Here is a 20,280-nt window from a genome sequence, read left to right as displayed (position 1 = left end):
GGGGGAGGGAGGGGAGAGGGAACCATGCGGGGCGGTCGGCGCGGCCCGTCCCCAAGCGTCGCGAAGGCGTCACCCGATAGGGACACCTGTGCGACCAAATGCCCGGATCAGGTGGAAATATCGCCTCTTTTGCCCTCTCTAGCGTATTCGACGGTCTTCGTGGGGAACCCCTGGCGGAGAGCGTTGGGAGAAGGGCATGCGCGACACCGTCAGCCGCGGCCGCTCTGCGGACGCCAACGGCGTGCGCGGTCTGCTGCTCGTGGCCTTGCTCGCGCTGCTGCACGCCGCACTGCTCGCCGGTGCCTGCCATCTGACGTCCTCCCAGGCGGACCACTGCCTCACCCGCCCCCCTGCCGCCGCCGCGTCCGGTACCGCCACCGTGTCCGGTGTCGCCGCCACGTCCGGCGCGTCCGCAGGTCACTGCGTCACCGAGGACCCTGGGCTGACATCGGCCGGAGCCGCCAAGAAGCACCATCCGGCCAGCGGCGGCCGGCACCACAGCCAGGCGTCGGGCTGCCAGCTGCGCCCCCACCAGGCACCCACCGGAAACTGCGGTAAGACCTTCGGGGACGCCTCCCCCGGCACCGCCGTCGCGCCATCGGGGGACGCCTCCCCCGGAGCCGTCCGCACCACCGCCGGCGCACCTCCCGGGCGGTCGGTCGTCCTGCGCTGCTGATCCGGCCCGGCCGACGCATTCGCCCACCCCTTCCTGCATTCGGCAGAGGGGCGATCTCGGCCTGTCGTCATCGGGTCCAGGACTTCCCTACCGCAGGAGATCGGCATGCCCATCGACATCTTCGCCGCTCTTGGCGCGCTCGTCCGCGCCGAGGCCGCCCGCACCGGAAAGAAATCCGTGCCCAGGCCCCTGACCAAGGCCGCGCACGAGCACATCGACGAGCCCGCACCGGAGACCCCGGACCGTTCCACGGCCGACCGGGCGGACGCGCGGGCGGCCACCGCCGCGCGCCCGCCCGCCGCCCGCAGGCACTGGCTCGCCAGGGTGTTCAGGAAGCTGGCCGCGTTCTTCCGTTAGCGCGATGCGGCCCGGCCGGGGCGGACAGGACGGCCGCGCCGGGCGGCCCGCCGCGCCGCCGCGCCGTCGGCGGACACACCGCAGCAGGGCGGCCCGCCGGTCCGGCCGGTCAGCGGCTGATGCCGATCGCGTGCCGGAAAGTGGCCGGATCGCTGACGAAATCGAGCATGGCGCGGGCCACATCGGAGCGGGTGATGACGCTGCCGGACGGGCCGGCCTCGACGGCGTGCCGGTAACGGCCCTCGCCGGGCTTGTCGAGGAGCCGGGGCGGGCGGACGGCGGTCCAGTCGAGGTCGCTGTCGCGCAGTACGGCCTCCATCCGTTCCAGGTCGGTGTAGATCTCCCGCAGGACCGCCCACAGCAGGGGCCCGAACACCCGGTGGGTGAGCATCGGCTGCCCCGCACCGGTGCGGTTGAGCGGGCCCGCGCTGACCACGAGCAGGCGCCGGACGCCGGTGGCGGTCAGCGCCTCTACGGCGGCGCGGGCCGAGGTGGACGCGGGGCGGAGCGGGTCATGGCGGCCGACCTGGCCCATACCGGAGAGCACGGCATCGGCGCCGTCGACGACGGGCTTCACGGAGGTGGCGTCGAGCGGATCGGCGCGGACGACCGTCAGACGTTCGTGCCGCACGGTCAGCTTCTGCGGGCTGCGCAGCGCGGCGGTCACCTCGTGCCCGTCGGCCAGGGCATGGCTGACGAGGTGTCGGCCGACACCGCCTGATGCGCCGAGAACGGTGAGTTTCATGGCCTCTCCCAGGGCGAGCGAAGACAAGCGGGGGCGAGCAAGGACAAGGAAGGGTGAGCGAGGACGAGCCAAGAAGTGAGTGAGTACTCACCCACCCTCATGGGCCAGTGTGGGTGAGTGTTCACTCACCTGTCAATGTAGGCTGAGGCCCATGACTCACGACGCCGCCGCTCCGCTGACCGGAGGCGCCCTGACGCGCTCCCGCATCCTCGACGCCGCCGCCGCGCTGATGAGCACCGTGGGCCTGACCCGTACGACGACGAAGGTGATCGCCCGGGAGGCGGGCTGCTCGGAGGCCACGCTCTACAAGCACTTCCGCAACAAGGAGGAGATCTTCGTCCGGGTGCTGCACGAGCGCGCGCCGCAGTTCTCCGAGGTGCTGGCCCAGCTGCCGGGCAGGGCGGGCGACGACCGCGGCCCGGCCGCACATCTGCGGCAGGTGGCGCTGGCCGCCGTCCGCTTCTACCGCCGGGCCTTCCCGATGGCGGCCTCCCTCTTCGCCAGCCCGGAACTGCTGGAAACACACCGCCGCCGCCTCGACGAGCTGGGCACCGTGGGCCCCCAGAACGCCACCCAGCACCTGGCCGCCTATCTGGCCGCCGAGCAGAAGCTGGGCCGGATCGCGTCCGGCATCGACCCGCACGCCGCGGCCACCCTGCTCATCGGCGCCTGCTTCCACCGGGCGTTCCTCGACCTCTTCTTCGGCGCGCAGGCACCCGAGGACGCCCTGCTCCCGCGCGACGACGAGGAGTTCGCCACGGAGACCGTACGGGCCCTCGTCGAAGGCATCGCCCCGCCGACGGACGGCTCCGCCGCCCCGTAACCGCGGCCCCACCCCATGGCCGCGCCGGCCTGCGCCCCGTCAGCTGCAGTCCGCCACCGTGAACAGCGCACTCTCCTCCCCCGGAAACGGCTCCCGCTCCGTCCCCGGAAAGCACCCGCTCCCCGTCCGCTCGAACGCCAGCAGCCTGCGCTTGCGGTCCAGCCCGCCGCCGTAGCCGGTGAGGCTGCCGTCGGCGCCGACGACCCGGTGGCAGGGAACGATGATCCCGACCGGGTTGCGCCCGTTCGCCAGCCCGACCGCCCTTGCCGCCGTAGGCGCCCCCAGCCGCTCGGCGAGCTCGCCGTAGCTGACCGTCGTGCCGTACGGAATGGTGCACAGCGCCGCCCAGACACGCCGCTGGAAGGGGGTGCCACGGAGCTCCAGCGGCAGGTCGAAGGTGGTCAGCTCGCCGCGGAAATAGGCATGGAGCTGGGCGATGGCCGCGGCGAAGGGCGGGTCGTCGGGGGCCGCCGGGGCGCCGAACGTCTCCTGGGGCGGGCGGTGGCGCTGGTCGGTCATGTAGAGGCCGGTGAGGGCGTCCCCGAGGGCGACGAGGGTGAGCGGGCCCACCGGGGTGGCGGCCAGGACGGTGTGGGTGAGCGGGGCGGCGGGCCGGGGCAGGGGCCGGCCGGTCGGGTGAACGGTCATGGTGGCGGGCTCAGTTCGAGGGGAGGTGGTTGATGGGGTGGTCGTCGGTCGCCCAGAGGTACTGGACGGCGTAGGCGCGCCAGGGACGCCAGACCGCGGAGTGCCGGATGAGCGCCGCCGGGGTGGCGGGCAGGCCGAGTCCGGCGGCGGCGCGGCGCAGCCCGAGGTCGGTCGGCGTGAAGGCGTCCGGGTCGCCGAGCGCGCGCATGGCGACGACTTCGACGGTCCAGGGGCCGATGCCGGGCAGCGCCGCGAGCTGCACGCGGGCGGCTTCCCGGTCGCTGCCGATGCCGAGTTGCAGCGTGCCGGCGGCGAGGGCGTCGATGAGGCCGGTGAGGGTGGCCCGGCGGGTACGGGGCATCGCCAGGGATTCGGGGTCGAGTGCGGCGAGCGCGGTGGCGGAGGGGAAGAGGTGGGTCAGGCCGCCCCCGGGGTCGTCGATCTTCTCGCCGTGTGCGACGACCAGCCGTCCGGCATGTGTGCGGGCCGCCGCGGTGGAGACCTGCTGGCCCAGTACGGCGCGGACCGCGAACTCATCGGCGTCCGCGGTGCGCGGCACCCGGCGGCCGGGCGCCTTGTCGACGAGCGGGGCCAGCTGTGCGTCCTCCCGCAGCAGCCCGTCGATGGCCTCCGGGTCCGCGTCCAGGTCCAGCATCCGCCGGCAGCGGGCGATGGCGCCCGCGAGATCGCGCAGGTCGGTCAGCGCCAGTCGGCACTCGATGTGCTCGGGCCGGGGGGACAGTGCGACGATGCCCGGCCCGTACGGGAGGCTCAGGGTGCGGCGGTAGGCGCCGTCGCGCCATTCCTCGACACCGGGGACGGCGGTGGCCGCGAGATGTCCGAAGAGGTTGTCGGGGTTCAGCGGCCGGCGGAAGGGCAGCCGCAGGGTCAGGGTGCCGGGCGCCGCGGCGGCCTCGGCGCCGGGCCGGGCGCGCTCGCGGAGCGCCGTCGGGGAGAGTGCGAAGACCTCCCGTACCGTCTCGTTGAAGGTACGGATGCTGGTGAACCCGGCGGCGAACGCGACGTCGGCCATCGGTACCGCGGTGGTCTCCACGAGCAGCCGGGCGGTCTGCGCGCGCTGCGCGCGGGCCAGCGCGAGCGGTCCCGCGCCGAGTTCGGCCAGCAGCTGGCGCTCGATCTGCCGGGTGCTGTAGCCGAGCCTGCCCGCGAGTCCGGGGACGCCCTCGCGGTCCACGACGCCGTCGGCGATCAGCCGCATCGCCCGCGCGACCAGATCGGCCCGTTCGTCCCACTGCGGCGACCCCGGGACGGCGTCCGGGCGGCACCGCTTGCAGGCCCGGAATCCGGCCTGCTGGGCGGCGGCCGCGCTCGGGTAGAAGCGCATGTTCTCCGGCTTGGGGGGCACCACGGGGCAGCTGGGGCGGCAGTAGATTCCGGTCGTGAGCACGGCGGTGTAGAACCAGCCGTCGAAGCGGGCGTCCTTGGACTGCACGGCCCGCAGACAGCGCTCGGTGTCGGTGTGCATGCCCTCAAGGATTCCGCAGCCGAGAGGGTGTGGCTGGCGAGAATGCGACATCAGCGTCGGGGTGCCCGGGGTGCCGGGTCTCCCCCGCGCCCGGCCTTGCGGACGGGCGCGGGGGCACGGCCCGTCCGGCGGTTCACGCCGAGGCCGCGGGCGGGTGTGCGTACCCGGTCACGACACCCGACTCACCGTCCGGAGAAGGTCGTTGACCGCCTGGAGCACGGCATCCGGCCGTTCCTCGTGGAGCCAGCCGTGTCCTGCGTCGTCGAGGATGCGGTGTTCGCCGCGCGGGGCCTCGGCGGCGAGTTCCGCGTGCAGGGCGCGCTTGCCCTCGTTGATCTCGCGCAGCAGGTCTTCGGGCCAGAGGTGGGCCTGTGTGACGTCGTGCCCCATGGCGGAGAGCACGATCAGCGGCACGTCGGGCGTGTCCGGTGCGCGCCGGAACTCGTCTGCGACCTGGTCGTAGAGGTTCTCGTTCTCCTGTGCGGAGACCCTCCAGGTGGCGAGGTGGCGTTCGATCAGCGGCTCGCGGACGGGCTCCGGCCAGGCCGCGAAGTGGGGTGCCATCTGGTCGCGGGACTGCTGGATCTGTTCTTCCGTGAGGTCCTTCAGCTCCTGGTCCCGCATCTGTTCCAGCATCTCGTCCAGTCTCTCCCGGGCGCGGCGGGGTGCGCGTACGACCATGTCCTCGTGGAACGGGTCGAGGAGGAGCAGTCCGGCGACCTCACCGGGGAAGCGCCTCGCGTAGTGGCGTGCGTAGGCGCCGCCCAGCGAGTGGCCGACCAGCAGATACGGGCCGGGGACGGCGGCGGTGCGCAGCAGTGCGCGCAGTTCGTCGGTGACTTCCCCGGCCGTACGGGGCAGGTCGGCCGGGTCGCTCCAGCCGCTGCCCGCGCGGTCGTAGAGCACGGTGCCGGTCAGTTCGGCGACGCGGTGGTGGATGTTCAGGTAGTCCAGGCTCATCATCCCGACTCCCGCCAGGAACACCGCGGTCGGGCCTGAGCTGCCCGAGCGGTGCAGCATCAGCTGCCGTCCGCCGATGTCGTAGTGGCGTCCCAGCGGTGGCGATGAGTGCGTCATGGTCCGCTCTCCTCCTTCACTCGAAGTCATGCTTACTGTTCTTAATTTTGAGAACAGTATCAGTCGTGAGAACGTAAACCCATGGATACCGTCGAACTCCTGCTGCACCCGGTACGGCTGCGCATCGTGCACGCCATGTCCGGCGGACGGACGCTCACCACCTCGCAGATGTGCGCGCTGCTGCCCGACGTATCGAAGGCCACCGTGTACCGGCACGTCGGACTGCTGGCCGACGGCGGCCTCCTGGATGTGGCGGACGAGCAGCGGGTACGCGGTGCGGTGGAGCGGCGGTACCGGCTGCGGGGGGAGCGGGCGGTGATCGACACCGACACCGCGGCGTCGGTCTCGGTGGAGGACCACCGGCGGGTGTTCGCCGTGGCCATGGCCACGCTGCTGGCCGAGTTCAACGCCTATCTCGACCGGGACGGCGCCGACCCGGCCGCCGACCTGGTGGGCTACCGCCAACACGCGCTCTGGCTCAGCCGGGACGAACTCGCCGAGCTGATCGGCGAGATGCGCGAGGCGCTCGTCGCACGGATGGGGAACACTCCCTCGGCCGGGCGCACCCGCCACCTGATCAGCCCGATCCTGTTCCCCGCCGAGGGGCCGCCCGCGACCGGCGACACGCCCTGAGCAGCGGTCGCCACCAGTACCGCCGACACTCCCCGCACCGCCGGTACTCCCCGCGGAGACGTTCGCTACAGTCGGTGCCGGCCGGCCGTGCGGGCGGCCGGAGGGTCGACGAGAAAGAGCAGTGAGCTACGTGGGCAGGCGAGCGAGGCCGGGCGGTGTGGCACACCTCCTGATCGTCGTCGCGCTCGCCCTCGGCGTGCTCGTCATGCACGGCCTCGGTCACCCCGCCGATCCGGCGGAGCCTTCCGGAGGCGGCACCTCGGCGCGGCATGCGGCGATGGGCCAGGGGCCGCGCATGGCCCCGGGCGCGGTGCACGGCCCCGGGAACGGCCGTGACGGCGACCCGGTGAAGGACGCCGGTCTGCTCGCCACCGCCAAGACTCACGGGGCCGCACCGGCTCCCGCCGCCTCGAAACCGGACCCGGGCAAGCACCACCGCCCCGGCCACGCCACGGACATGACGTCCCTGTGTCTGGCCGTACTGAGCGTGTGGATGCTGGCAGTCCTGTGCGGCGCCCTGCTGAGCCGTTTCCGCGCCTGGCAACTCGGCTCGCTCGCGAGGTTCGTGGCCGGGCTGCGTCCCCAACTGCCGCCCCCGCGCGCGCCCAGCCTTCTCCAGCTCTCGGTTCTGCGGATTTAGGCCGCTGCTCGAGCGACGGACGGCTGTGTCGTCCGTCGCCGACGCCTGCCTTGCACAACCCGTTCCGCAGTACTGACACAGAGGTGCAGAGCCATGAATTCGATCAAGCGATCCCTGGGCCGGACCGGTCGTCGCCGGATGGCGGTGGTCGGCGCGGTTGCCGCCGGGGCGCTGGTGCTTGCCGCATGCGGCAACGACAGCGACGGCAAGAGCGACAAGGGCCACCACATGCCGGGCACGGACCACGGCGGCAGCCACTCCGCGACGGCCTCTCCCGGCTCGTCGGAATCGTCCACGAAGGGTGCGTTCAACGACGCGGACGTCAAGTTCGCGCAGATGATGATCCCGCACCACCAGCAGGCCGTGGAGATGGCGGAGCTGTCGGGGAGCCGCGCTGCCGACAAGGAGATCAAGGAGCTCTCGGCGGCCATCGAGCGCGCTCAGGGGCCGGAGATCAAGACCCTCCAGGGCTGGCTGAAGGCCTGGGGCAAGCCGGAGTCGATGGATCACGGCATGCCCGGCATGCACCACGGATCCGGCGGTTCGGGCATGTCCGGGATCATGTCCGAGAAGGACATGGCCGATCTGAAGGCGTCCAAGGGCACGGCGTACGACAAGAAGTTCGCCGCGATGATGACCGAGCACCACAACGGCGCCATCAGCATGGCCGAGGACGAGCAGAAGAACGGCCGCAACGCGGACGCCAAGAAGCTCGCCGGCGCCATCATCAAGGGGCAGACCGCCGAAGTCGGGAAGTTCAGGAAGATCCTCGGCCGGCTCTGACCTGCCCTTCCGGTGCTCGGATGCGGTGACGCACCGACGCGCCGACGCGCGGACCGCGAGCGGGTGCCGGGCCTCTTCCACGAGGCCCGGCACCCGCAGCCCCGGCTCGCAGCGGAGGCACCGGCCCAACGGATCACACAGCGCTGACCTGGGCGTGGTGAGCGGCTTCGTGCGCGCCGCGTCTTGGTAGACATGTGCTGACCGGGATTCGACGCCTCGTCACAAGGCCCGAACAACACTTGGGGAGCTCCCACATGCGCCCGAACACCATCATTTCAGCCTTCGGTGCGACCGCTGCGACGGCTGCGGCCGTCGGCCTCGTCTTCGCCGCAGGCCCGCCCGCAGCGGCCGACGGCAAGTGGTGCGACCACTCCGTCTGCATCAGGACGTACGACACGGGCACATACCTGGGCAGGGTGGAGGTGTCGGTCGTCAACACGGACCAGCAGCACAAGATCAGCGCGCGGGTGTGGACCACCAATGGCTGGAGTGCCCGCACCAAGACCCAGGCCGTCAGCGCGTCCCGGACCTACCGGGCCAAGGCCTATCCCCAACGCCACTTCCCGGAGGGCACCCGGCTGTGCGCGGAGGGCTTCCAGGCTGGTGAGAGCGTGGGGATCACCTGCATCACGCTCAGCAAATGACGTGAAGGCCGACAGGCCCGGCCCCCTCGGCCCCTACGTACCGGAAAGCAGAGGACGCCATGGTGATGCCCGCTCCCGCCCGGCTGGCCGTCCTGCGGCACGCCAAGTCCGCCTGGCCGGAAGACGTACCCGATCACGACCGGCCGCTCGGGCATCGCGGCCGCCGGGACGCGCCGGCGGCCGGGCGCTGGCTGCACGCGGCGGGGTGCGTACCCGACCTGGTCATCTGCTCCACGGCTTCGCGTACGCGGGAGACCTGGGACCTGGTCGCGCCGGAGCTCGGCACCAGGCCGACGGTGATCCTCGACCCGCGCGTGTACGCAGCGACCGCCACCGCACTGCTCGACGTACTGCGCGAAGTCCCCGAGGAGCGGCGGACCGTGCTGTTGATCGGCCACCAACCCGGGGTACAGGACCTGGTGTTGTCGCTGGCGGGAGACGGGGGCGACGACCATGCCCTGGCGCGGGCGGACGAGAAGTTCCCGACGTCCGCTGTCGCGGTCCTGCTGCTGCGGAGCCCCTGGGCCGAACTCGCGGCGGGCACCACCGCGCTCACGGACTTCGCCGTCCCCCGGGGCTCTTCTCGCAAGGGTTCGCCCTGACGCCGGTCCGGCCTTGCGGTCCTGGCCTGCGCCGGTTTTCCGGCCTCAGCACAGACGCGACCTGCGCCACTCCACTTCTTCCGGGGTCAGCGGGGCGCTGATGTTGAGCACATCGCCGATCCGCAGACCGTCCGGGGTCATGTACTCCCCGCGTGCCGCGACGACGGTGAGGGACGTCAGCGAATCCGGCTGCCAGTACGTGCAGTAGTACGACGACTGCACCGGATGCTCCGGAATCTCCCGCAGAGGTGTGCCGCGCTTCGCCAGCAGTCGCTGCAGTTTCTCGAATCGCAGCCGTCGGTCGAATCTCCCGTACCGGGCCCGGATCGTTTCGTTGACGACCTTTCCCGGCCCCTGCGCAAGCCGGTGCACCTGCAGGGTGAAGTGGTGGCCCGTCCACGGGTGGCCGGGCGCCTCGCGGTCCCAGAAGAACTCCGCCATGCCGTAATCGCGCCACATACCGTGATCGCCGGAGGAGTTCTCGGCGAAGTCCGGCCCCAGCACCTTGGTGACCCGGTCGGGAGCGTCGGTCGGCTTTGCACCCAGCACGGTTCCGGAGGTGACGACGTCGATGTAGAACGCGAGGGAATAGGGGGTCAATTGTTGTTCCTGTATTTCTGGAATGGCGAAAGGGAGCCTGGGGCCCGGGGAAACCGACGAGTTCGAGGAGTTCGCCACGTTACCGCCGAACGGGAACCGGGCGCCCGGCCCGTACGACTGACTGGACCGGGGCCCCGTAAGGGGCGGAGTCTCCGGGAGGGCTGCGTGCGGGCGAAGCAGGATACGGAAGCGGTGGCCGCCGGGACCGACGGCGACGCGGTGCGGTCGCGGGAATCCGGGCGGGCGGTGACGTCGCTGCTGACCTCCGCGATGGCGTTCTCGATGCTGCAGCTCTTCCTGATCGGGGCCCTCGGCCCGCGCCTGGTTGCCGAATGGGGGATCTCCCGTACGGTGCTGGGCCTGACCACGACGGCGGGCTTCGGTGCGGCGGCGGTGCTGTCGCCGGTGGCCGGGCGGCTGGTCGACCGGGTGGGTCCGCGGCGCTGTCTGGTGGCGTTGCTGCTGCTCGCCGCCGTATCGCTGGCGCTGATCGGGGCGGCTCCGGGGGCGGCGTCGCTGCTGTCGGCGGTGGCGCTCGGCGGGCTGCCGCAGGCCCTGGCCAACCCGGCCACCAACAAGGTGATCCTGGCCGCCGTTCCTGCCGCACGCCGCGGTGGTGTCACCGGGCTCAAGCAGTCCGGGGTGCAGGTCGGTGCCTTCGCGGCGGGGCTTCCGCTGTCGGTGCTGGCCGCGGGGGTGGGCTGGCGCGGTGCGGTGTGGACGGCGGCGGGCGCGGCGGCGCTGGCCGCGGTGTGGGCCGCCCGCGTACTGCCGCCCGACGCGGCCGCACCGGCTCCCGGCCGGCGCCCCGCATCGCCCCCGCACGGCGTCACCAGGCGGCTGGCCGTCTTCTCCCTTCTGCTCGGCTGCGGTATCGCCTCGGTCAACACCTATCTGGCGCTGTTCGGTTCGCAGCAGCTGGGGCTCGCGCCGACCACGGCCGCCGCGCTGGTGGCCGTGCTGGGCGTGGCCGGTATCGGCGGGCGGGTGGGGTGGTCGCGGGCGGCGGGGCGGCCGGGACGGGCCGAGGCGCTGCCCGCGCTGCTGGCGGTCGGTGCGGTGGGTGCCGCGCTGCTCCTCGCGGTCGCGGTCCTGGTGCATCCGCTGGTGTGGGTGGCCGCGATCGCCGTCGGTTCGTTCGCGGTGTCGGCGAATGCGGTGTCCATGGTGCTGGTGATGCAACGAGCGGCGCCGGGCCGTGCGGGGCAGGACTCGGCGCTGGTGTCGGCGGGTTTCTTCGCCGGGTTCGCGGTGGGCCCGCCGCTGTTCGGTGGCCTGGTCTCGGCCTCCGGCTACTGGCCGGGATGGCTGCTGGTGGCCGCCGAGTTCGCGGCGGCGGCGGTGGTCGCCGTTCCGCTGATGTCACGACGTCGGCGGGAAGCGGAACGGGAGTCGGAACGGGGATCGGGACGGGGATCGGGACGGGGATCGGGACGGGAACCGAAGTCGGGGTCCGGTGAGCAGCGGTGAATTCGTCGCCGGGTGACGCGCGTTGGGCCGAGCGGGCGCTCGCGGCCCTGTGGGAGCGGGTGTCGGTGACGGCGGACGAGGTCGGCCCGCGCTTTCCCCTGTACGCGGATCCGGACAGCGGGTCCTGGACGTCCGCCTCGCGCGGTTCGTGGACCGGGGGCTTCTGGGCCGGGCTGCTGTGGCTGCGCGCGCTGTCGTCGGGCGCCCCGGAGCACCGGGCGGCGGCCGCCGACTGCACCCGGCGGCTGCGGTACTGGGTCGAGCAGGACACCGCCACCCGCGGCCTGATCCTCTGGTACGGCACCGCACTGGCCGCCGGCCCGGGTGGCGACGAGGCGGCGGGCGGGCTGCGCACGGATGCGGCGCGGGCCTGTCTGGCCGCGTACGACGCGGAGTGGGGGCTGGTGCCGTGGGGCGGCGCCTTCGGCGGTCCGCGGTTGCTGGCGCGCGCGGACGGGGTGCCGGGGCTCGTACCGCTGCTGGCCCATGCGCCGGGCGGCGGGAAGGCCGCCGCGCGCGGCCATCTCGCCCGGCATCTCGGCCTGTGCCTCGCCGAGGATCCGCCGCGTCCCGCGTGGCAGCCCCGGCCGGACGGTACATGGGCGGCCCGCTCCGAACCGGCACCCGGCTGGAGCCGTACGGTGGCGTGGCTGCTGCTGGCGGTCGCCGACGGCATCCACTGGTGCGGGGACGGTGAACTCGGGCCGTCAGCAGGTGAACTCGGGCGGTCGGCAAGGGAGTTGATCGCACTGCGCCTCGCTCCCGGTTCCCGGATTGTGCCGCCCGCCCAGGACGGCCGCCCGAGCGGCCCGGTGGATACCTCCGCCGCCGCCGTCGAGGCCGTGGCCGCGCTGAAGCTTTCCGCCCTCGCGCGGAAAGCGGGCGACGGGCCAGAGGGCGACCGCCTGGCGGACCGGGGGCGCCTGATCCTGCACCGGTTGGCCGCGGAGCACCGGTCCCCGTCGGGCGCGTTGCTGGACGGCTGTTACGACGCCGGGCGCGGCCTCGCCACCCGTCATGAACTGATCTGGGGGGACTTCTTCTTCGCATGGGGTCTGGCGATGCTCACCGGGCGGGCCGGGCCGTTCACGATGTGACGTCGTAGGTGCGCAGGACCCGCCGCGCCACCGAGGCGATGTGCAGCTCGTCCGGACCGTCCAGCAGCCGCGCCGCGCGGCCCGTCCGGAACAGTCCCGGCAGTGCGGTGTCCGGCCCGAGCCCGGCCGCTCCGTACACCTGGATCGCCGCATCGGCGACCTGCTGCAGCATCCGGGCCGCCGCGACCTTGGCGAGCCCGGTCTCCACCCGGGCGTCGTCACCCGCCTCCAGGCGGGCCACCGCCTCGTACACCAGCGGTCTGGTGGTGCGGATCGCCAGCAGGGAATCGAAGACCAGCTGCTGGACGAGCTGGCGGTCGGCCAGCGGCCCGGCGGTCTGGGTCCGTGACCGGGCGCGGGCGCACATCAGGTCGAAGGCCCGCTCGGCCTGTCCGAGCCAGCGCAGGCAGCGCAGCACGCGGCCGAGCCGCAGCCGCTCCCCGGCGATCCGCAGGGCCCGGCCGCGTTCGCCGACGAGGTGGTCCGCGGGCACGGTGACGCCGTCGAGTGCGATCTCCCATTGGCCGCCCGTGCCGAGGACCGGCAGTTCGCGCAGCACGCTGAACCCGGGCGCGGACGTGGGCACCAGCAGCAGCGACAGATCATCGCCCTCGCCGGTCCGGGCCAGCACGGTCACCAGGTCGGCGTCGCCCGCGCCGCTGATGAACCATTTACGGCCGTGCAGGGTCCATGTCCCGCCGGGCCCGGCTTCGGCGCGGGTGGCGGTCAGCGCGGGGTCGGTGCCGGGTGTGCCGGGCTCGGTCATGGCGTAGCAGGTGCGCAGCTCGCCCGCGGCGATGCGCTGCAGATGGCGCTCGCGGACCGGCTCGGTGGCGTGCCGGCCGAGCATCAGCACGTCCAGCAGGGAGGCCGAACCGAGGGCGGCGGGGCCGTGGTCGCTGGCCCCTTCGGCCTCGGCGAGGTGTGCGTACCGGGACAGTGGCAGCCCCTTTCCGCCGGACTCGGCCGGCAGCGGCAGCGCCCACAGCCCGGCGTCCTTCGCCTCCCGTTGGAGCCTGCGCAGCGCGGTGCGTGCGGCCGGGCCTCCCGCGTCCAGTACCGGCTCGCCGGGTACCACCCGTTCCCGTACGAACGCCGCTACCCGGCCGCGCAGTTCGGCCGCTTCGGGCGGACACTCGGGCAGCCCGGACGGGGCGGGGCCCAGCGGCGGGTTCGGGCTCGGGGTGCGGTGCACGGGATTCACTGGGTTCACGGCTTTCCTCCGCATTCACCGGGAACTCGGTGAACCGACGGTCCGACTTACTGGCCGTGGAGTTGGTCGGCCCCGGTCGTCGTCCGGTTCCCGTACATCTGCAGCTGTGCGAGACACGGGGCGCAGTGCCGCCGCCGGAGGGGGTTGCCGTGAATGCCGTGCATGCCGTGGGTCGGCCCGCTGCCGTTGGTACTCAACGGCCGTTGGAGGACGTGGACTTCCGGGTGTCGGGGCCGGCCGCGCTCACCGCACCGGCGCTCGGCCGTCTGCGGGCGCTCGGCGCGACAGTACGGGAGTCGCCGGGCGGGCGGCCGGGCGCCGCCCGGTTCGCCGCAACGGGCCCGGGAGCGGGTGCGGTCACCGCGCACACCGCCTGGGCCGATGTCCTGCCGGATGCGGACGCCGCCGACGAGGCGACCGTGCAGGCGGCCACCGGGATGATGCAGGTGCACGGCAGACGCGACGGCGGGCCCCGGGGACTCGCCGTCGACTACGCCGCCACGTGTGCGTCCGTCCTCACCGTGCAGGGACTGCTGGCCGCGCTGCTGGGCCGGGCGCGGGGCGGGGGCGTCGCCGCGGAGGTGGCCACCGGGGCCGACCGGGCGGCACTGCTGACGGTTTCCCAGTACGCGGCGGCGGCGAACGTGCCCGAGGCGGAGGCCGTGCCCTCGGCTCCCGGTGGCCCGCCGTTCACCGCCGCCTGCGGCACCCGCTTCGAGCTGGAGGCGCTGGAGCCCGCCCCCTGGGCCCGGTTCTGGCGGGCGCTCGGCGCGCCGGAGGAGGCGCTGCGCACCGGCTGGCCCGCCTTCCAGTTCCGTTACGCCACCGCCTGCGCGCCGCTGCCCGAGGCGCTGCACCGGACGGCGCGCGCCGCTTCCTGGACGCGGATCCGGGAGGCCGCGGCCGCCTCGGGGGCCGAGGTGTGCGCCCTGCACACGCTGGCCGAGCGGGTGGCGGAGGCGGCCCCCGGCGCCCCCTGGACCCTGACGCCGTACGCCGGAGCGCAGCCCGCAGCGGCCGCCCCCTCGCCTCCCTCCGGCGCTCTCCCCCTCTCCGGTCTGACCGTGCTGGAGGCGGGCCGCCGCATCCAGGCCCCGCTCGCCGCCCATCTGCTGGGCCTGCTCGGCGCGGACGTCGTACGGATCGAACCGCCCGGCGGGGATCCGCTGCGCGGTATGCCGCCGTGTGCCTCGGGGATCTCCGCCCGGTGGCTCGCCCTCAACCGGGGCAAGCGCGCCGTGGAGGCCGACATCAAGTCCCCGGCCGGGCGGGCCGGGTTGCGCGAGCTGGTGGCCGGCGCGGATGTCTTCCTGCACAACTGGGCCCCGGGCAAGGCGGAGGAGCTGGGGCTGGGCGCGGGTTCTCTCGCGTCCGTCAACCCGCGCCTGGTGTACGCGTACACCAGCGGCTGGGCGGGCCGGCTGCCCGGCGCTCCCATGGGCACCGACTTCATGGTGCAGGCCCGTACCGGCGTCGGCGAGGCGGTACGGCCCGCCGACGAGCCGCCCGCCCCGTCCCTCATGACCTTGATCGATGTGCTCGGCGGGCTGGTCGGCGCCGAGGCCGTCCTGGCCGGCCTGCTGCTGCGCGAGCGCACCGGCCGCGGTGTGGCGGTGGAGTCCTCGCTGCTCGGTGCCGCGGAGACGCTCACCGCGCCCGCGGTGCGTCGGGCCGCGGCCGGCCGGGACCCGCGCCGCCCGGCCGGATTCCGCCGGCCGCTGCCGACGGCCGACGGATGGCTGGCACCGGCCGACGGCTCCTCGGCCGAGGCAGCGGCGGAGTCGGCGCGCATCCGGGAACTGACGTCACATCAGGCGGTCGCCGTCCTGCGCGAACGGGGCCTGTCCGCGACCGCTGTCATCACCGACCTCACCGCGCTGCCGGAGGACCCGCGCCTGCGCGGGGCCTTCACCCGCGATCCGCACGGCTCCCTCATCGTCCCCTCCCCCTGGAGGTTCGCATGACGTCTCCCGCTCGGTCCCTGCCGTCCGGCCCGTTTCGCGATCTGGTCCCGGCATCGCTGCGGCGCGCCTGGGCCGCCGCGGGCCACTGCCCGGATCTGGACCTCTACTCGCTGTTCCGCGCCCACCGGATCGCCGGTCCCCGCCGTACCGCCGTGATCGATGCACACGGTGAGGTCGACTACGCCGAACTGGACCGCCGGGCACGATGTCTGGCCGCCGGGCTCGCCGAGGCAGGCATCCGTCCCGGCGATGTGGTGGGCGTCCAGCTCCCCAACACCAGAGAGGCGGTGGCGGCCGACCTCGCCCTGGCCGCGCTCGGCGCCGTGGCGCTGCCGTTCCCGGTCGGGCGGGGCGGCAGGGAGGCCCATTCGCTGCTCGGCCGCTCCGGTGCCCGCGCGGTCATCGCCGCCACCGGGCACCGGGGCGTCGCGCACGCACGGGAACTGGCCGGGCTGGCCGCGTCCGGCGAACTGCCCGCCCTGCGCACGGTGATCGCGGCCGGCCCGGGCCCCGTCCCCGACGGCTGTCCGTCGCTGGCCGGTCTTCTGCGTACCGACGCGACCGGATTCTCCCCCGCCCGCCCCGACCCCGACACGGCGGCCCGGATCCTGGTCTCCTCCGGTTCCGAGGCCGAGCCCAAGATGGTGGCGTACTCGCACAATGCGCTCGCCGGCGGGCGCGGCAACACGCTGGCCTCTCTGCTGCACGAGGGCAGCCCGCCGCGCTGTCTGTTCCTCGGGCCGCTCGCTTCGGCCTTCGGCAGCGCGGGAACCGCGGTCACCCTCGCCCGGCACGGCGGAACCCTCGTCCTGCTCGACCGCTTCACGCCCGACGCCGCCCTGGAGGCGATCCGCGCCCACCGGCCCACCCATGTGCTGGGCGTGCCCACCATGGTGCGCATGATGCTCGACCGGATGGCGCCCGGACCCGAGGTGCCCGCCGGGCCGACCGCGCTGGTGCTCGGCGGCTCGGCGCTCGACGCGGCCACCCGCGAGGAGGCCCGCCGGGCCTTCGGCTGTGCGGTGGTCAACCTCTACGGTTCCGCCGACGGCGTCAACTGCCACGGCGGCCTGACCGGCCCGGATACCGCCTGCCGCACCCCCGACAACGGCCCGGGGATCGCGGTGGGCCGGCCGGATCCGGCCGTCTGCGAGATCCGTATCGACCCCCTGTCCTCCGGCACCTCCGGGGAAACCGGGGAAATCCTCGCGCGCGGCCCGATGACCCCGCTGTGCTACGTCGGCGCACCCGAGCTGAACCTGCGCTACCGCACGGCGGACGGCTGGGTCCGTACCGGCGATCTCGGCATGCTGGGCGCCGACGGCACCCTGCGCGTCGTCGGCCGTCTGAAGGACATCGTCATCCGCGGGGGTGCGAACATCAGCCCCGCCGAGGTCGAGGGGGAGCTCTCCTCCCACCCCGACATACGGGACGTGATGTGCGTCGGCGTCCCCGATCCGCTGATGGGCGAACGGCTCGCGGCCTGCGTCGTACCGAGGCCCGGCCGCAAGCCCGAACTGGAGGGCCTGTGCGCCCACTTGGACGCGCGTGGGCTGGAACGCCGTAAACATCCGGAGCGCTTGCTGCTGGTGACCGACGAACTGCCCCTCACCCCGGCGGGCAAGCCCGACCGCGCCGCGCTACGGGAGAGGGCGGCCGCCGAGTTCCCCACCGGAGACGGCCGGGAGGGCCAGTCGTAGTGGCACGGCCGAACCCGCCACGAGGGAGTCCCTCGGCTGGCAGGCTGCCACCATGTCGACCACACCGCGCACCGCACCCACCGCACCGCCGATGACGTATGTCCAGGTAGCGGCGGTCCTCCAGGAGATCGGCATGCTGTCCCAGGAGAAGGCACACAGCGTCCTTCGGGAATGCGCCGACTGTACGAGCGACACGCTCAATCCCTATGAAGTCGCGGAGGCCCTCGAGGTCTTCGGTGTGGCGGTCTCCCTCCACACCGAAGACCTCGACTTCCTGGAATCGGATGACGAAAGCCTTCTGCAGGACGCGGCGGCGCTCACCGGAGGCGCCGTCACCGTCGCCCACGTCCGGCTGCACGAAGAAGAGGACTGGGACGGCGAATTTCCGCGCTGGGACCGTCTGGAGTTCGAACGCAACGGCCGGCTCATATCCCTCTCGGCCGAACACCTTTCGGATGACTACTACGACATCGGGGCGGCCCTCGAGTGCGTCGAGGCGGTCTCCCCCGACGACGATCCCCGCTCCTTCCGCGTCGTCGACTTCGAGGGCACGAGGTGGCGCCTCCACGACACCATCGTGGTCCTCGCCACGCCCGAACAGACGGAGGCGCTGGGGAAGAGCCTCGGCCTGGCCTTCGAGCCCTTGGCCGACCCGGCCGGTCAGGAACCGGAGAACGCCTTCTCCATCTGACCGGCCGCGTTGCGATAGACCGCCAGCAGATCGAGGTCCTTCCCGGGATAGTTGACGATGTCGAGCTGCTTGGCTCCCGAGCCCGGCAGTACGGTCCCGGCCGACATGTTCGCGTTCTCCAGCACGTACTGGGGCTTCTTCGCCGACAGCGCGGACAGCTGGGCGGGCGTGACCGCCTCGGGTCCGTACATACCGACCGTCTTGGCCCCCGCCAGTTTCGCGGCCCACGTGGTGAACATCTGGGCCGCCACCGCCGGGGCCTTGCCACCGGGCCAGGTGGCCTTCACCTGCCGGGCGAGGGCGTTCCACTCCGTCGTGAACCTGGCGTTCCACTTGGCCGCGGCGCGCTCCGTCCCGAACTTCGCACCCAGCTTCGTCACCTCGGCCTTGGCCGCCGCGGGTGTGTTGTCCAGGTTCACCTCGACCAGCTTGGCCTTGGAGCCCGCCGCCTCCTTGATCCGCCCGGCCCAGGGCTCGAAGGACGCGTAGACGACGTAGTCGGCCCCGGCGACCGCCGTCAGGTCGGACGGCTTGAGGTCGTAGTCGGGCGCATGGCGGATCGATGCGGGAACGATGGAAGTGACGTTCTTCGCCCCGGCCGCCTTCGCCAGCGCCGCCTCCCAGGTCGAGGTGGCGACCACGACGGGGCCGGACGCGGCCGGGCCCGATGCGCCGGACGTGCCGGAACCGTCGCCGCAGCCGGTCAGCAGGGCCAGCCCCGCACTCAGTGCGGTGACTGCGGCGAGGGGGCGGACGAGGAGACGGATGTGCGCCATGAGGAGGTTCTCCGTTCGGGTACGAGATGCGCGGCAAGGGCGACCGCCCCCGCGGCGAGGACGAGGACCGGACCGGGCGGCAGGTCCCAGGCGAGCGAGATCAGAAAACCGGCGACGTTCACGGCGACGCCGATGCCGATCGCCCAGAGCGTGATCGACACCAGCGAACGGCCGAGGCGGCGGGCGGCGAGTGCGGGCAGCAGCGTCAGCGCGTCCACCAGCAGTGCGCCTGTCAGACGGATGGCACCGGCCACCGCGACCGCCACCAGGACCAGCAGCACCACGGTCAGCCGCTGCACCGCCACGCCGGAGCACATCGCCAGCTCCCGGTCGTGCAGCAGCAGGGCGAGATCGCGGCGGCTCCAGAGAAACAGCGCGGGCACCGCCGCTGCCAGCACGCCCAGGACGACGAGATCGGCCGGCCCCACCGCCAGAATCGACCCCCACAGCAGCGCGAACGCCCCGTTGGCGTTCACCCCGGAGAGCGCCAGCATCAGCAATGCGGCGGCGATCGCCAGGCTCATCAGCAGCCCCATCGCCCCGGACAGGCCCTCGGCGGTACGAGCCAGCGGCGCAACCCCCGCCCCGGCCAGCCCGCATGCCACCAGTGCACACAACACCGGGTCCAGGCCCACGAGTTGACCTATGGCGATGCCGAGCAGGGCCACATGCATCATCGCGAAACGCACCGGCATGATGTCGAGGCCGACGATCACCACACCGACCACCGGCAGCCCGAGGGCGCCGAGCAGCAGCCCCACCCCGGCCCGCTGCACCGGGACCAGTTGCAGCAGGTCACCGATCTGTCCGAGCGTGCTCACCGTGCCCCCTTGTTCGCTTCTCCGCCCCCGCGGCGCAGAGGTGCGACTCTCGTCCTCGACTGCGGCCCGGCGGCCACGGGCACGGCGCTCACGACACCTCCCGCAGCCGTCCGGCAGCCATCTCCAGCGTCCGGTCGCACCGCGCCGCCATCGCCCGGTCGTGGGTCACCACGAGCAGCGTCACCGGCAGCGAGGTGAGCACCTCGGCCGCCTCCTCCTGCCCCGCGAAGTCCAGCGCCGCGGTCGGCTCGTCCGCGAGCAGCACGCCCGCCCCGGCCGCCACACACCCCACCGCACGCGCCAGGTGCATACGCTGCAGCTGGCCGCCCGAGAGACTGCCCACCGGCCGGTCCGCCAGACCCCCCACCCCCAGCCGTCCGGCAGCAACTGCCGCCTCCGCCGGGGCACCGCTGCTCGCCAGCAACTCCCCGGCCAGCAACGGGAACCGGCCGGCCGCCGGGCGCTGCGGTATCCAGCCGCACGCCCGCCGCCGCCAGGCCCACTCGGCGGCGCTGCGGCACCCCCGGCCACCGACCAGGATCTCCCCCTCGAACCGCCGGTGCAGCCCGAGCACCGCCCGCAGCAACGTCGTCTTGCCCGACCCGTTCGTACCGGTCAGAGCGATCCGCTCCCCGGCGGCCACCTCCAACTCGACCCCCCGCACGGCCTCCAGACGGCCGTGCCGGCACACCACGCCCCGAAGCCGCACGTCGAGGCCACCCGAACCGCTCCCCTGCCGCCCCTCCGGGGCCCCTGGCCGATCCTCGCTCCGTCCCACAGCCCACTTAGTCGGTGCGCCGGGCCGTCGAGTTCCCGCCAGAAGGAAACTTCCCC

At 73.3% G+C, this 20,280-nt stretch carries 22 protein-coding genes; 13 read left to right on the top strand and 9 right to left on the bottom strand.

What is annotated here, in order from left to right; translation table 11 throughout:
* Positions 1 to 196: 196 nt before the first annotated feature.
* Together ADL29_RS14775 and ADL29_RS14770 are read left to right on the top strand one after the other, a co-directional pair.
* The gene (locus tag ADL29_RS14775; RefSeq protein ID WP_053924117.1) at positions 197 to 676 is read left to right on the top strand and encodes a hypothetical protein; all 480 of its coding nucleotides are present in this window, start codon (positions 197 to 199) and stop codon (positions 674 to 676) included.
* A gap of 105 nt (positions 677 to 781) precedes the next feature.
* Positions 782 to 1,033: a hypothetical protein gene (locus ADL29_RS14770; RefSeq protein ID WP_053924116.1), complete on the top strand. Its 252-nt coding sequence runs from the start codon at positions 782 to 784 to the stop codon at positions 1,031 to 1,033.
* A gap of 109 nt (positions 1,034 to 1,142) precedes the next feature.
* Here ADL29_RS14770 and ADL29_RS14765 read toward each other — a convergent pair whose 3' ends face one another.
* Positions 1,143 to 1,778, bottom strand: a complete 636-nt coding sequence (locus tag ADL29_RS14765; RefSeq protein WP_053924115.1) for an NAD(P)-dependent oxidoreductase — start codon at positions 1,776 to 1,778, stop codon at positions 1,143 to 1,145.
* 151 nt (positions 1,779 to 1,929) lie between these two features.
* Between ADL29_RS14765 and ADL29_RS14760 the strand changes: the two genes are divergently transcribed.
* Positions 1,930 to 2,601, top strand: coding sequence for a TetR/AcrR family transcriptional regulator (locus ADL29_RS14760; protein ID WP_053924114.1), 672 nt, complete (start codon positions 1,930 to 1,932; stop codon positions 2,599 to 2,601).
* Positions 2,602 to 2,640: 39 nt separating this feature from the next.
* Here the strand turns inward: ADL29_RS14760 and ADL29_RS14755 are convergent, their stop codons facing one another.
* The 3 genes from ADL29_RS14755 to ADL29_RS14745 all read right to left on the bottom strand — a co-directional run bounded on the left by ADL29_RS14755 (position 2,641) and on the right by ADL29_RS14745 (position 5,812).
* Entirely contained in the window at positions 2,641 to 3,249 is a 609-nt protein-coding gene (locus ADL29_RS14755) for a methylated-DNA--[protein]-cysteine S-methyltransferase (RefSeq protein ID WP_078971008.1), read from the bottom strand.
* Between the two features lie 10 nt (positions 3,250 to 3,259).
* Positions 3,260 to 4,735, bottom strand: coding sequence for a DNA-3-methyladenine glycosylase 2 (locus ADL29_RS14750; RefSeq protein WP_053924113.1), 1,476 nt, complete (start codon positions 4,733 to 4,735; stop codon positions 3,260 to 3,262).
* Positions 4,736 to 4,903: 168 nt separating this feature from the next.
* Complete coding sequence (locus ADL29_RS14745) at positions 4,904 to 5,812, bottom strand: alpha/beta fold hydrolase (protein WP_053924112.1); 909 nt, start codon at positions 5,810 to 5,812, stop codon at positions 4,904 to 4,906.
* Between the two features lie 81 nt (positions 5,813 to 5,893).
* Between ADL29_RS14745 and ADL29_RS14740 the strand changes: the two genes are divergently transcribed.
* From ADL29_RS14740 to ADL29_RS14720, 5 genes are all read left to right on the top strand, one after another.
* Positions 5,894 to 6,445, top strand: coding sequence for a helix-turn-helix domain-containing protein (locus ADL29_RS14740; RefSeq protein WP_053924111.1), 552 nt, complete (start codon positions 5,894 to 5,896; stop codon positions 6,443 to 6,445).
* 157 nt (positions 6,446 to 6,602) lie between these two features.
* Positions 6,603 to 7,085 (top strand): hypothetical protein, encoded by a 483-nt coding sequence (locus ADL29_RS14735; RefSeq protein ID WP_053924110.1) that lies wholly within the window; start codon positions 6,603 to 6,605, stop codon positions 7,083 to 7,085.
* A 93-nt stretch (positions 7,086 to 7,178) separates the two neighbouring features.
* Entirely contained in the window at positions 7,179 to 7,868 is a 690-nt protein-coding gene (locus ADL29_RS14730; RefSeq protein ID WP_053924109.1) for a DUF305 domain-containing protein, read from the top strand.
* 254 nt (positions 7,869 to 8,122) lie between these two features.
* Positions 8,123 to 8,512, top strand: a complete 390-nt coding sequence (locus tag ADL29_RS14725) for a hypothetical protein (protein WP_053924108.1) — start codon at positions 8,123 to 8,125, stop codon at positions 8,510 to 8,512.
* A 59-nt stretch (positions 8,513 to 8,571) separates the two neighbouring features.
* Entirely contained in the window at positions 8,572 to 9,114 is a 543-nt protein-coding gene (locus ADL29_RS14720) for a SixA phosphatase family protein (RefSeq protein ID WP_211274321.1), read from the top strand.
* 45 nt (positions 9,115 to 9,159) lie between these two features.
* On the opposite strand, the gene ADL29_RS14715 is transcribed toward ADL29_RS14720, so the two are convergent.
* Positions 9,160 to 9,714, bottom strand: a complete 555-nt coding sequence (locus ADL29_RS14715) for a hypothetical protein (protein ID WP_053924107.1) — start codon at positions 9,712 to 9,714, stop codon at positions 9,160 to 9,162.
* Positions 9,715 to 9,879: 165 nt separating this feature from the next.
* Between ADL29_RS14715 and ADL29_RS14710 the strand changes: the two genes are divergently transcribed.
* Together ADL29_RS14710 and ADL29_RS14705 are read left to right on the top strand one after the other, a co-directional pair.
* Positions 9,880 to 11,184 carry an MFS transporter gene (locus ADL29_RS14710; RefSeq protein WP_245689407.1) on the top strand — a complete coding sequence of 435 codons (1,305 nt, stop codon included), beginning with the start codon at positions 9,880 to 9,882 and terminating at the stop codon, positions 11,182 to 11,184.
* Positions 11,181 to 12,281 (top strand): hypothetical protein, encoded by a 1,101-nt coding sequence (locus tag ADL29_RS14705; RefSeq protein ID WP_053924106.1) that lies wholly within the window; start codon positions 11,181 to 11,183, stop codon positions 12,279 to 12,281. The genes ADL29_RS14710 and ADL29_RS14705 overlap by 4 nt, the downstream gene beginning before the upstream one ends.
* On the opposite strand, the gene ADL29_RS14700 is transcribed toward ADL29_RS14705, so the two are convergent.
* Entirely contained in the window at positions 12,271 to 13,446 is a 1,176-nt protein-coding gene (locus ADL29_RS14700) for an acyl-CoA dehydrogenase family protein (protein ID WP_245689409.1), read from the bottom strand. The genes ADL29_RS14705 and ADL29_RS14700 overlap by 11 nt on opposite strands.
* A 260-nt stretch (positions 13,447 to 13,706) precedes the next feature.
* Here ADL29_RS14700 and ADL29_RS14695 point away from each other — a divergent pair, with 260 nt between their 5' ends.
* From ADL29_RS14695 to ADL29_RS14685, 3 genes are read left to right on the top strand one after another with little or no spacing between them, the layout of a single operon-like run.
* Positions 13,707 to 15,458, top strand: a complete 1,752-nt coding sequence (locus tag ADL29_RS14695; RefSeq protein ID WP_078971005.1) for a CoA transferase — start codon at positions 13,707 to 13,709, stop codon at positions 15,456 to 15,458.
* A complete protein-coding gene (locus tag ADL29_RS14690) occupies positions 15,455 to 17,158 on the top strand; it encodes a class I adenylate-forming enzyme family protein (RefSeq protein ID WP_053924105.1) in 1,704 nt (567 codons plus the stop codon). The genes ADL29_RS14695 and ADL29_RS14690 overlap by 4 nt, the downstream gene beginning before the upstream one ends.
* 52 nt (positions 17,159 to 17,210) lie before the next feature.
* Positions 17,211 to 17,849 carry a hypothetical protein gene (locus ADL29_RS14685; RefSeq protein WP_063788474.1) on the top strand — a complete coding sequence of 213 codons (639 nt, stop codon included), beginning with the start codon at positions 17,211 to 17,213 and terminating at the stop codon, positions 17,847 to 17,849.
* Here the strand turns inward: ADL29_RS14685 and ADL29_RS14680 are convergent.
* From ADL29_RS14680 to ADL29_RS14670, 3 genes are all read right to left on the bottom strand, one after another.
* A complete protein-coding gene (locus tag ADL29_RS14680) occupies positions 17,819 to 18,625 on the bottom strand; it encodes a metal ABC transporter substrate-binding protein (RefSeq protein ID WP_053924104.1) in 807 nt (268 codons plus the stop codon). The two genes, ADL29_RS14685 and ADL29_RS14680, sit on opposite strands and share 31 nt — an antisense overlap.
* Positions 18,574 to 19,446: a metal ABC transporter permease gene (locus tag ADL29_RS14675; RefSeq protein WP_053924103.1), complete on the bottom strand. Its 873-nt coding sequence runs from the start codon at positions 19,444 to 19,446 to the stop codon at positions 18,574 to 18,576. Before ADL29_RS14675 ends, ADL29_RS14680 begins: the two co-directional genes overlap by 52 nt.
* An 88-nt stretch (positions 19,447 to 19,534) precedes the next feature.
* The gene (locus ADL29_RS14670; protein ID WP_053924102.1) at positions 19,535 to 20,155 is read right to left on the bottom strand and encodes an ABC transporter ATP-binding protein; all 621 of its coding nucleotides are present in this window, start codon (positions 20,153 to 20,155) and stop codon (positions 19,535 to 19,537) included.
* Positions 20,156 to 20,280: the final 125 nt, after the last annotated feature.

Origin of the sequence: Streptomyces chattanoogensis, from assembly GCF_001294335.1 — a bacterium.
Lineage (GTDB): Bacteria > Actinomycetota > Actinomycetes > Streptomycetales > Streptomycetaceae > Streptomyces > Streptomyces chattanoogensis.
Note: the sequence above shows the minus strand (reverse complement) of the source record. Positions and strands in the feature narration are given on the sequence as shown.